General features: G+C 43.0%; 10 protein-coding genes. 5 read left to right on the top strand and 5 right to left on the bottom strand.

The features are described from left to right. The first annotated feature begins 349 nt into the window (after positions 1 to 349). Complete coding sequence (locus VE944_RS20150; protein ID WP_324980876.1) at positions 350 to 2,296, top strand: APC family permease; 1,947 nt, start codon at positions 350 to 352, stop codon at positions 2,294 to 2,296. Between the two features lie 781 nt (positions 2,297 to 3,077). Here the strand turns inward: VE944_RS20150 and VE944_RS20155 are convergent. The 3 genes from VE944_RS20155 to VE944_RS20165 form a co-directional block, all read right to left on the bottom strand. Next, the gene (locus VE944_RS20155) at positions 3,078 to 3,968 is read right to left on the bottom strand and encodes a hypothetical protein (RefSeq protein WP_324980879.1); all 891 of its coding nucleotides are present in this window, start codon (positions 3,966 to 3,968) and stop codon (positions 3,078 to 3,080) included. 70 nt (positions 3,969 to 4,038) lie between these two features. Further along, complete coding sequence (locus VE944_RS20160; RefSeq protein ID WP_324980882.1) at positions 4,039 to 4,629, bottom strand: DUF1517 domain-containing protein; 591 nt, start codon at positions 4,627 to 4,629, stop codon at positions 4,039 to 4,041. Positions 4,630 to 4,674: 45 nt separating this feature from the next. Further along, entirely contained in the window at positions 4,675 to 6,249 is a 1,575-nt protein-coding gene (locus VE944_RS20165) for a pentapeptide repeat-containing protein (RefSeq protein WP_324980902.1), read from the bottom strand. Between the two features lie 67 nt (positions 6,250 to 6,316). On the opposite strand from VE944_RS20165, the gene VE944_RS20170 reads away from it, so the two are divergent. Continuing rightward, positions 6,317 to 7,156, top strand: a complete 840-nt coding sequence (locus VE944_RS20170; protein ID WP_324980905.1) for a prephenate/arogenate dehydrogenase — start codon at positions 6,317 to 6,319, stop codon at positions 7,154 to 7,156. Positions 7,157 to 7,275: 119 nt separating this feature from the next. Then, positions 7,276 to 7,566, top strand: a complete 291-nt coding sequence (locus VE944_RS20175; RefSeq protein ID WP_324980885.1) for a hypothetical protein — start codon at positions 7,276 to 7,278, stop codon at positions 7,564 to 7,566. 149 nt (positions 7,567 to 7,715) lie between these two features. Here VE944_RS20175 and VE944_RS20180 read toward each other — a convergent pair whose 3' ends face one another. Then, positions 7,716 to 8,228, bottom strand: coding sequence for a DUF3122 domain-containing protein (locus VE944_RS20180; RefSeq protein ID WP_324980888.1), 513 nt, complete (start codon positions 8,226 to 8,228; stop codon positions 7,716 to 7,718). A gap of 346 nt (positions 8,229 to 8,574) precedes the next feature. Between VE944_RS20180 and VE944_RS20185 the strand changes: the two genes are divergently transcribed. Further along, the gene (locus VE944_RS20185; RefSeq protein ID WP_324980908.1) at positions 8,575 to 9,111 is read left to right on the top strand and encodes a nucleotidyl transferase AbiEii/AbiGii toxin family protein; all 537 of its coding nucleotides are present in this window, start codon (positions 8,575 to 8,577) and stop codon (positions 9,109 to 9,111) included. Between the two features lie 22 nt (positions 9,112 to 9,133). Here VE944_RS20185 and VE944_RS20190 read toward each other — a convergent pair whose 3' ends face one another. After that, positions 9,134 to 9,484, bottom strand: a complete 351-nt coding sequence (locus tag VE944_RS20190; protein WP_324980891.1) for an ArsR/SmtB family transcription factor — start codon at positions 9,482 to 9,484, stop codon at positions 9,134 to 9,136. Positions 9,485 to 9,565: 81 nt separating this feature from the next. On the opposite strand from VE944_RS20190, the gene trxA reads away from it, so the two are divergent. Next, entirely contained in the window at positions 9,566 to 9,889 is a 324-nt protein-coding gene (gene trxA, locus VE944_RS20195) for a thioredoxin (RefSeq protein WP_012412473.1), read from the top strand. The last annotated feature ends 230 nt before the right edge of the window (positions 9,890 to 10,119 follow it).

Raw genomic sequence — 10,119 nt, forward strand, 5'->3', positions numbered from 1 at the left:
CCTGGCTTGCAACTTCGCTTAGATGATATTCTCCCTCGTTAAATGCATGAGACAGTTGAGGTGCGTAGGCGTAGCCCGTCGTAGACATCGCATGAAGCAAGAGTATAATTATTCGGAGTGCGTAAGGTGAGTTAAGCCGAAAATATACGGTTACAGTATTGATTATTTATATACTTAAATCTGCAAGTTAACTTGATACGCTAGACGGCTACGAACATCTACGATATATTTTGCAAATCGGACAGGATGCTTAACATACAATAATAGTGCGATACCTTTGTAGTTGAAAATTTTAATAAACCACAAAGGCTTAAAAATCACAAAGCCGATTGCAACATAACCGTATTTGATGGCTAAATCAATTGTTTCAACAAAACGGCTCGGTAGCCAGTTAATCCACTGGTTGCTTGAAGAAGATCGAGGAGAGAAAGAAGGGCCTTATCGCAAGGAAGAACCACATCGCCAGCATTCTTGGTGGCAGGTGATGTGCTTAACTGGTGTAGATTATTTCTCAACCCTTGGCTATCAGCCTGGGATTGCAGCACTGGCGGCTGGCGCTCTTTCTCCGATAGCTACCCTGATTCTAGTTTTGCTGACGCTCTTTGGAGCATTGCCAATTTATCGGCGCATTGCTGCCGAAAGCCCTCATGGGGAAGGGTCGATCGCAATGTTAGAGCGTTTGCTGCCGTGGTGGCAAGGCAAATTACTTGTGCTGTGCTTACTCGGCTTTGTGGCAACTGACTTTATTATTACCATCACCTTGTCAGCTGCTGATGCCACAGCCCATATCATCGAAAATCCGCTTATCCCACATTGGCTTCACAATCAGACGATCGCAATTACCATAATATTAGTTGCATTACTAGGCGCAGTTTTCTTGAGAGGTTTCCGCGAAGCGATAGGTATTGCAGTCTTTTTAGTGGGAGTTTATCTGCTGTTAAACTTCATTATCGTTAGCTTCGGACTGTATCAGATTTTAACTCACCCAGATGCGATCGCTAACTGGCAGACTGCACTTTTTGCCCGCGATTCCAACCCTTTAATACTAGTCGGCATAGCTCTTTTTATATTCCCCAAGCTAGCGCTGGGATTGTCAGGCTTTGAGACTGGCGTAACCGTTATGCCTCTCGTCCAAGGTAGCAGCAACGACACCCCGGATCATCCCAAAGGGCGGATTCGGAATACACGCAAGCTGCTCACCAGTGCTGCTCTAATTATGAGCTTCTTTTTGCTTACCACCAGCTTTATAACCACTTTATTGATTCCAGCCGCAGAATTTGCATCTGGGGGCAAAGCCAATGGACGGGCCCTTGCTTACCTGGCACATCTACGTTTAGGCGATGCCTTTGGCACAATTTACGATTTAAGTACTATTTCGATTTTGTGGTTTGCAGGTGCATCTGCAATGGCAGGGTTGCTGAATATTGTGCCTCGCTACCTACCACGTTATGGCATGGCACCCAATTGGGCACGAACAACGCGACCTTTAGTGTTAGTCTACACAGCGATCGCCTTTGTTGTCACAATTATCTTTAAAGCAAACGTGGAAGCCCAAGGTGGGGCTTATGCAACTGGTGTGCTTGTGTTAATTACCTCAGCCGCCTTTGCCGTAACTTTATCAGCCCACCGTCACAGACAGAAGCGAGCAAGACTGGTATTTGCCATTATCACACTGTTATTTGTATATACCACTGTTGTTAATATCATCGAAAGGCCAGAAGGGATTAGGATCGCCGGTTTTTTCATCGGTACGATCATTTTTACTTCGCTGGTTTCTCGTGTTTGGCGTTCAACAGAACTGCGAGCAGAGCGGATTGAAGTTGACGAACTTGCTAGCCAATTCCTTGCCGAAGAGAGCCAAGGAGCAATACGACTGATTGCAAATCGCTTAAATAAGGGCGATGTCCTAGAGTATTTTTTAAAAGAGAAAGAAGTGCGCGAGGACAACCATATTCCACCCAACGATCCAATTCTTTTTCTAGAGATTCAAATATCAGATGCTTCGGAGTTTGCGGATGTCATCAATGTAAAAGGGGTGCAAGTTGGTGATTATCGCATTTTACGGGCTGAGAGTGCAGCAGTACCTAATGCGATCGCGGCTTTACTGCTCTATATTCGTGACCAAACAGGTAAGATTCCCCATGCCTACTTCGGCTGGGCTGAGGGCAACCCCATACAATATTTACTGCGTTTTATCTTGTTTGGGGAGGGTGATATTGCTGTGGTCACTCGTGAAGTACTCCGTCGGGCTGAAAAAGATCCTCATAAACGTCCTGGTGTTCATGTCGGCGGCTAAGGAAGAGAGGAGAGCAGAGAAGGCAGGGGGAGCAGGGAAGAGGTAGGGGAAAAGAAATTTATAGCGATCATTTGAATGGGTACTAGCTAGGTACACGCCATTACCGTGTACCTACAGTATCTGTGTTATCTGGATTGGGCTATAGTAAAGCTCACATAACTTCAGGAGTACTCACAATGAATCAGATACAACTGACTTTAAGTATTGTTTACCTGTTCATGACATGCTATTTTCTAAGCAATTGGTTAATATTTTCCCTACGTCATCCTACTTCTACTCCAGAAGATAAATTTTTATCAGGTGTGATGTTTTTAGTAACAACCATCTTCTGGCCTCTAACGATTCCGATATCTTGTTTAGAAATGCTTCAAAAAAAGCAGATAGACTTTAATAGAATGGTTCCTGTTCTCTTAGCAATATTTGTATTTAGTATTTCATATTATTTAACCGAATAAGTCATAATTAATCGTCAAATTTTGCGTATATAGGAGTCGTATTTGATTTTTTAAATCAGTACACTCCGAGAAGAATTTTTCCCTACTCCTTATATATCGCACTTACGCTGCGCTTCTCTGCGAGACGCTTCTCTTTGCAGAGAGGCTTGTCTGCGACACGCTCCGCGAACGCGCACCACGCAGCAAATAATTTTAAAAATCAAAGCGGACTGCTATATATCTATATATAAAAAGAAGCCGGAGGCTCACAAATCAACCTTCCGACTTCTTTATACACCAGACTACCTTCACTTCTTAGGCAGTCTATTTATTGAATTTGGAATTTTTTAACGGCGTCTGCTACCGAAACCAGTTGAGCGGCGGGGTGCTGAACTACGCCCACTACCAAAACTACTACCAGAATCACGTCTAGGTGAAGTGGCTCTGCCAGAGGGTCGTAAAGTACTACCACCAAAACCAGAACCAGAAGGACGGTTATTTCCTGTAGTGTTACGCGGTGTATTGCGTATAGTTGAATTTCCCGGATATGACCTTCTAATTGTTCCTGTATTGCGGAACGAAGTGCGATTTCTCACGGCTGCGGGTTGCGTATTATATCGGCTTTGGTAGCTTTGAACTGCTTGGCCATAGCTTCCGCCATATCCACCGTAGCCATTCATTACTCCTCCTTGTTGATAAGCAGGGGGTACGTAGTATTGCGGTCTAAATAACATACTGCCAATCGCCTGACCCGCTATGCCACCAGCTACTGCTCCAGCAAAGGGTGCCCAGAAGCTATTTTGTTGACGGACTACAACCGTCTCTTGTTGTCCTGTTTGGGGATTAGTTTTATTCTCGGTAACGTTGTGGACGTACTCAATTTTAAAGTCTTCCGTCAGATATAAAATCGGTTGGCCTTTATCTACCTTCAGATAAGTTTTCTTACCCTGCTTGATTTCATCATCAGTTAACCGTGCCATTTGCAAATTTTCGGTTGCAAATGTTGGGGGATTATTGTTGAGTAAAAACAGGCTGTATTCCCCAGTTGCGTCATCGTATGTAGCCTGTTGTATTTGATACTGTCCATCACTCAATTTAGTGTTAGTAGAAGTTTGGCTAACGTTCTTAGCTGGAGGGGTAGTAGTCTTTTGCTCTCCTCCCCCACAGGCTACAGTTGTCAGGCACAAACTCATAGCTAAAAAAACGGCTGTAAATTTACGCACTATGGTCATGATCATTGGATTATTGTCCTATCTCCAAGCTTAACAATTTCTCGATGTGAGTAGTAAGTAGGGACTACCCAACATATTACAAAGGAATCAATTCTGGGTAATATTGCAACAGTTGGTCGCTAGTGAGTTCATCGCCTAACTGTGCTGGCGAAAAATGTACTTGGATTGCCTTAAATCTATGTTTATAATGCAAATTTATCAATGCTTTCAATCCTTCCTTGAGTGCCTGAACGTTAGAAAGATCAGTTTCTAACTCTGGTACTTCTCCTTCATAAGCTGCTGTTATCATCACAATGACATTCTGGGTTACAGGTATAGATAAAGGTTCATTGGATCTATCAGAACTGTAACTTGGTTCACTGAGATATCTTTGGGCAGAGTCAGTAAATAATTCATTCACGTAATCTCCTGCCTCGCCTTCATCAAAAAATACGTCACCTTCGTTAGCAGCAGAAAGCCAATATTCATCATATTGCAGTAGGGTTTGGGTAATTTCTACCAATCCTTCTCCCAAAACTTCTAAATCGCCATCGGCATCGATCGCATCTCGTCCAGCACTATTTAATACTCCCAAAATTGGTGCTACCTCGCCTCCCCCTAAGTGCAGAAATAGGCGCAAGACTACATAGCGAGTTCGACCGATCATTTTATTAAAGGTATCGCGCATTCTTTCCTCCAAATTTTATTTTTTCATTCCTTATGAGTTTAATAATTAATGGCCAATATAGTGAAATTTTTTGACAAAATCTATAACCATATTTAACGAAGGCAATATATATTTTGTTGCTTCGCTGGATATATCATCATAAGCTGAAGTATTCAGGGCAGAGCGATTAATAAATCTTTTTCCAAACTGAGGATTGTCATGAGCAATCAAAGTCTGAGCGCTGGAATTCGTTAAAATTATTTGGGTTGGTGCTTTACAAAAATTTAACTTTGCAGCTACTTCGATATTTTTTTTCATCTGTTTAATTGTTGTAGCCTGACTCATCGCTTGCTCTATAAGAATATTTAATTTTTCCATGATCTGGGGCGATTTTAGCGATTTTAAATTTTGGTTCCCAACAACTTCATTGTTAATCATTTCCACCATCCTGGAAATATTCTTTTGGGTAGATACCGCATCTAGAAAGGGAAGAATCACAATGTAAGCAGTGGGAAATAATGCTTCGTCCCTATCTACATGAAATGTAAAAACAGTTCGACGGGGCCCACTTTCCATGCTTGGGGGTTGTTTCAGCGCCCGGTATTCTTGAGCAATTTGATAATAAGCGCCAGCAAGAGCAAAATTGGCTTCGTGTTCTATGGGCGCATCAACAATAATTCGGATTGTTGGGGGTGTTTCGTTAAAAAAATCTCGTGAGTCTTCGGAATGAAAGTTTTGGATAATCGAGCGATCGCCTGCCGGGCTAAGATCAACCCATTCACAAATCATGCTTTCGGTTTTTAAACCAAACCTAGAGGTGGCATAAAGCTTTGCCCCAGTTAAAGTTGATCCTGTTAAGTCAGCACCAATCCATTCCGCCCTGATTAATTTTGCCTGAGTTAAATCGGCGTGGATGAAAATTGTATTTGTTAAATTGGCATTGCTTAAATCTGCGCCAATTAAAGTAGCCCCGCTCAATTTTGCGCCGCTCAAATCTGCCCACCGGAGATTAGCACCGCTCAAATCTGCCCACCGGAGGTTCGCCCCGCTCAAATCTGATCCGCTCAAGTTAGCATGTCTGAGATTCGCTTGTCTAAGTTCGGCATCTCGCAAATTTGCACCGCTAATGTCACAACGACTCAGATCACTGGCATTCAAGTTAGCCATCTCCAAGTTGGCTCCCGTCAACGAAGCGCCTTTCAATACGGCCTCACTCAAGTTAGCGTGACGGAGATTTGCTTGGCGGAGTGTCGCCTCTCGCAGATCGGCACTAGTGAGATTAGCCTCTAACAGATCGGCGCGACTGAGATCAGCACGAATTAACTCGGCGCGGATCAATGACGTTCCTTGAAGTTGAGCACGGCTCAGATCCGCTCGAATCAGATTAGCGACGTTGAGACTGGCGTTATTTAAGATGGCACTACATAAATTTGCGCCACTCAGTCTTGCTACATTCAGCTTAGTATTGCTCAAGTTAGCTTCACTCAGATTCGCACCGCTCAGGTTGACTATACTCAAATTAGCATCGCTAAGATTTACGCCACTGAGTTTTGCCCCACTCAGGTTAGCTTCTGCGAGGTCAACACCATTAAAGTTTAAGACTCCTGCCGCGTATTGTTCCAGTAATTCCTCTACAGTCATTGATGCTACCCCTTGGATGCCAACTTTAATAGTTGGTATCATAAAAAACGGAATGTCAAAATCAAAAATGAATATTGGGATTTTAGGATTGGGACTGATAGGCGGATCTTTGGGTTTTGATTTGCGATCGCAAGGACATCATATCTTAGGAGTCAGTCGCCGTGAATCCACTTGTCAAAAGGCAGTTGCTCTCGGCAGTGTTGATCAAGCATCCGTTGATCTGAGCCTCTTGGCAGCCGCAGAGGTTGTATTTATTTGTACACCTCTAGGGCTTATTGTGCCCCAATTTAAGGAAATGATCGCTCATTTGTCTGCCGCTACCGTCGTAACTGATGTGGGTTCAGCGAAAGCACAGATAGTCAAGGCAATTTCTCCCCTTTGGGATAATTTTATCGGCGGTCATCCAATGGCGGGAAGGACAGACAGTGGCATAGAAGCTGCACAACGAGATTTATTTGTTGATAAACCTTATGTACTAACACCGATAGCTACAACAAAAACTAGTGCAATTACGGTTGTTGAGAAAATTGTGCGATCGCTTGGGGCTAAAATTTACTATTGCCAACCTGAACAACATGACCGCGCTGTTAGCTGGATTTCTCATTTACCTGTAATGGTCAGTTCCTCGTTGATTGCTGCTTGTTTGAGTGAAACTGACCCTGATGTTTTGGAATTAGCCCAAAAGTTAGCTAGTTCAGGTTTTCGGGATACCAGCCGTGTGGGTGGTGGGAATCCAGAGTTGGGTGTGATGATGGCCCGGTATAATCGTCAGGCATTGCTGCGATCGCTGCAACAGTATCGTCACAATCTCGATGAGTTGACTAACTTAATTGAGCAAGAAAATTGGGCAGCTTTAGAGCAAAAGTTGAAATCAACAGGAAAGGCACGACCTGATTTTGTTGATTAGTTTTATGGTGCGTTACATTATTTACAACGCACCCAATACTGCGTAGGTTTTGCCTAAAAAAGCACGTTTTATAGTCACCAAACCGATGTACTATACAGATAAATTTACAAAAATCAACAATGGTAGAACGCCCAATTAAGAAATCGGAACGTCAGTCGCAAGCAAGCACTGACAACAATTCCGAAAATACGGATTCTATACCTTCTATTGAATCCAACCCCAAAAGCTCAAAACCGAGCCGTAACCGCTCGTCTGACAAAGGGAAAAAAGCATCATATGGAGAAGAAAACAGACAGCAGGGGAATCCTGCCCTAGCACGCGGGCCAAAACCTGTTAAACCTCCAGTCAAAGCCCAAACAGAAGAACTTGAAACCGAATCGGAACCTACTTCTGAGGAGTCTCAAGACTAATATTACAAGTGTTACGTGTGATGTGGGAAGCTATCAGCGTATGAAGACTGGGATTTCTGGCTTGAAGGCAGTTATCATACCCCACATCACCATTGGTTTATTTTTATGTTGAATGCTTTTAGATTAAACTTTACCATTGGTGGATAAAGTCAATCAATTTCTGTAACCAGCCATTGCCATTCAGTGACTACAGTGTTAGATATATTGAGAACCAATTGCTGTCCACTAGAAAGCGGCACATAGAGTTTGAGCGCATCAGTTATTGGCAGTTTCGGTAAGATATCAGTTAAGTTGTATTCGCCTACATTAGGGACGGGTGCATTTAGAGTATATGCATCCGATGCATTCAGCAATCTTCCTGCTGCTGTCTCAATCAACAATGGTTGGGGGTGAGCAATTTCAACAACACCCGGAAAAGCAACCAAGCGCAACCGCAACTCTTTTACCAGACTATTGTAATTCTGTTTGAACAATAACACTTGCCAAGCATATCCTTTTTCATCTTTGATAGATACTTGTGAGTGGTAGTGTAAGACACCAGGAGAATCATGGTGTTGACGCAGCAGTGCTTGTGCTGACTGCACACTCCATCCACATCCAGTTAATGCCAGAAACACAACTAGGGCACAACGCCAAAAATATTGTTGGAATTTTCGCTTCATCTGACACATTTTACAACAGCAGCATTTCTCTTGGTTACGGTTATACTGCCTTTATTGGTCAATTAAATCCACTGAGTATTATTGTATCCAAATTACTAGTGGTACTTTTGTACGTAGGCGGTCAATTAGTGCAAATTAATGTATTTAGGACTTACGCATTGACAGAAAAGCCAAAATAACAGGTAGAGTTTTCAAGGCTGATAGCTAGATTTTTCAATGAGATTTTAGCGATCGCACTTAATCAAAGGTGATTGATAAAAGCCTGAAACAACGTATTTAGGTTGATGCACAAGATAGTTATTTTGTACAGTGCGTAAGTCCTACATTATTTCGGGATTTAAGTAAAATCCAAGTTGGACGTAGCACAACTGACCAATATGGAATTCGGATGATCGTTTTTGTGGATGATATGCCGATTAAAACGGAAATTATTGCCGAAACTCGTTTTCAACTAGACTCACCAAGATATCTAAAGTGGTCATCTGTTCCCTGCTTAAGCTTCAATGACTGTTTTACCTCTAAGCTGCTGTCAAATTCTGACCGTTACGCAGATGACAGCGTTGAGGCAAGAGATTTAATTGATCTAGGAATTCTTAGGCTGCAATCTCCAATCCCTCAAGCATCAATTGAAAAGGCCGAAAAAGCATATCAGGTTATGCGCCCTTTGAAAAGAGCGATCGCATTATTTCAGGAAAGACCAGATTACAGGGAGAAATGCTTTCTCAGTCTGCAAGTTGATCAAGCTCAGATACCCAAAATTATCGACGGTATTGATTTACTCTCTACAGATTTAGGGTTATCTCCCACTCCAAGGGCTTTTCGAGAACAACATGATACTTTTTCTGATTTAGAAACACAAATTAAAAAACGAGAAGATTCTTAAACAGGTAGCGTTGCCCAATGCCCTAATTCCTTGAAGCTGTTTGTTTAGTACTCGCAGGGCTAACAGGCAATGGTTGAGCGGCTTTCAATATCGCATCCAGCAACCCTGGAAACAGCACCTCTAAATCTTCACGCCGCAGGATGTTAATGTGCTGTGTCCCTTCTTTGCGTGTCAAGACTATCCCAGACTCCCGCAAAATCTTAAAATGATTGGACATAGTAGACTTGGCGATCGCAAAATCAAAACTGGCACAGCATTGTTCCCCCTCAGTAGCCAACCGCCGCACAATCTCTAGCCGGACTGGATCGCCCAATGCATACAACACTCCCGGTAAAGAAATATTTTTTCTATCTGGATGATAAAGAAATCTCATAGTTGCATTATCTCATCAGGTGGCATATATTTTTATTATTCGATATTATCGAATTATAGAATTAATTAGGAAGGCAATTTTATGTCATCCATTACAAATGTCACAGAAGCCACATTCAAGCAAGAAGTCTTGGAAAGTGAGATTCCGGTATTAGTGGACTTTTGGGCGCCGTGGTGCGGCCCTTGCCGGATGGTGGGCCCAGTCGTCGATGAAGTTGCTGCTGAATATGAAGGACAGGTGAAATTTGTGAAGCTCAACACAGATCAAAATCCTACTGTCGCCAGCCACTATGGTATTCGCAGCATTCCGACACTGATGGTTTTTAAGGGAGGTCGGCAAGTCGATACTGTCGTAGGGGCAGTTCCAAAAACTACCTTGAATAAGACCTTAGCACAGCATCTTTAAGTTAAGTGAAGGGGAGTAGGGAGAAAATTCCTCTCCTCTGCACCCTCCCCTTCCCCCTCGGCATCTTGTGCCCTATTTCCTACTCCCCATTCCCCACTCCCCACTCCCAATTCCTAAATTCTGTTTCAACTAACAGGGAAAGAGCGAAATGGACTTGAAATTGCATGGTAAATCCGCGTTGGTGAGTGGCTCAACCGCAGGTATTGGTTTTGCGATCGCTCTTGGGTTAG

Origin of the sequence: Nostoc sp., from assembly GCF_035638895.1 — a bacterium.
Taxonomy (GTDB): Bacteria; Cyanobacteriota; Cyanobacteriia; order Cyanobacteriales; family Nostocaceae; genus Nostoc.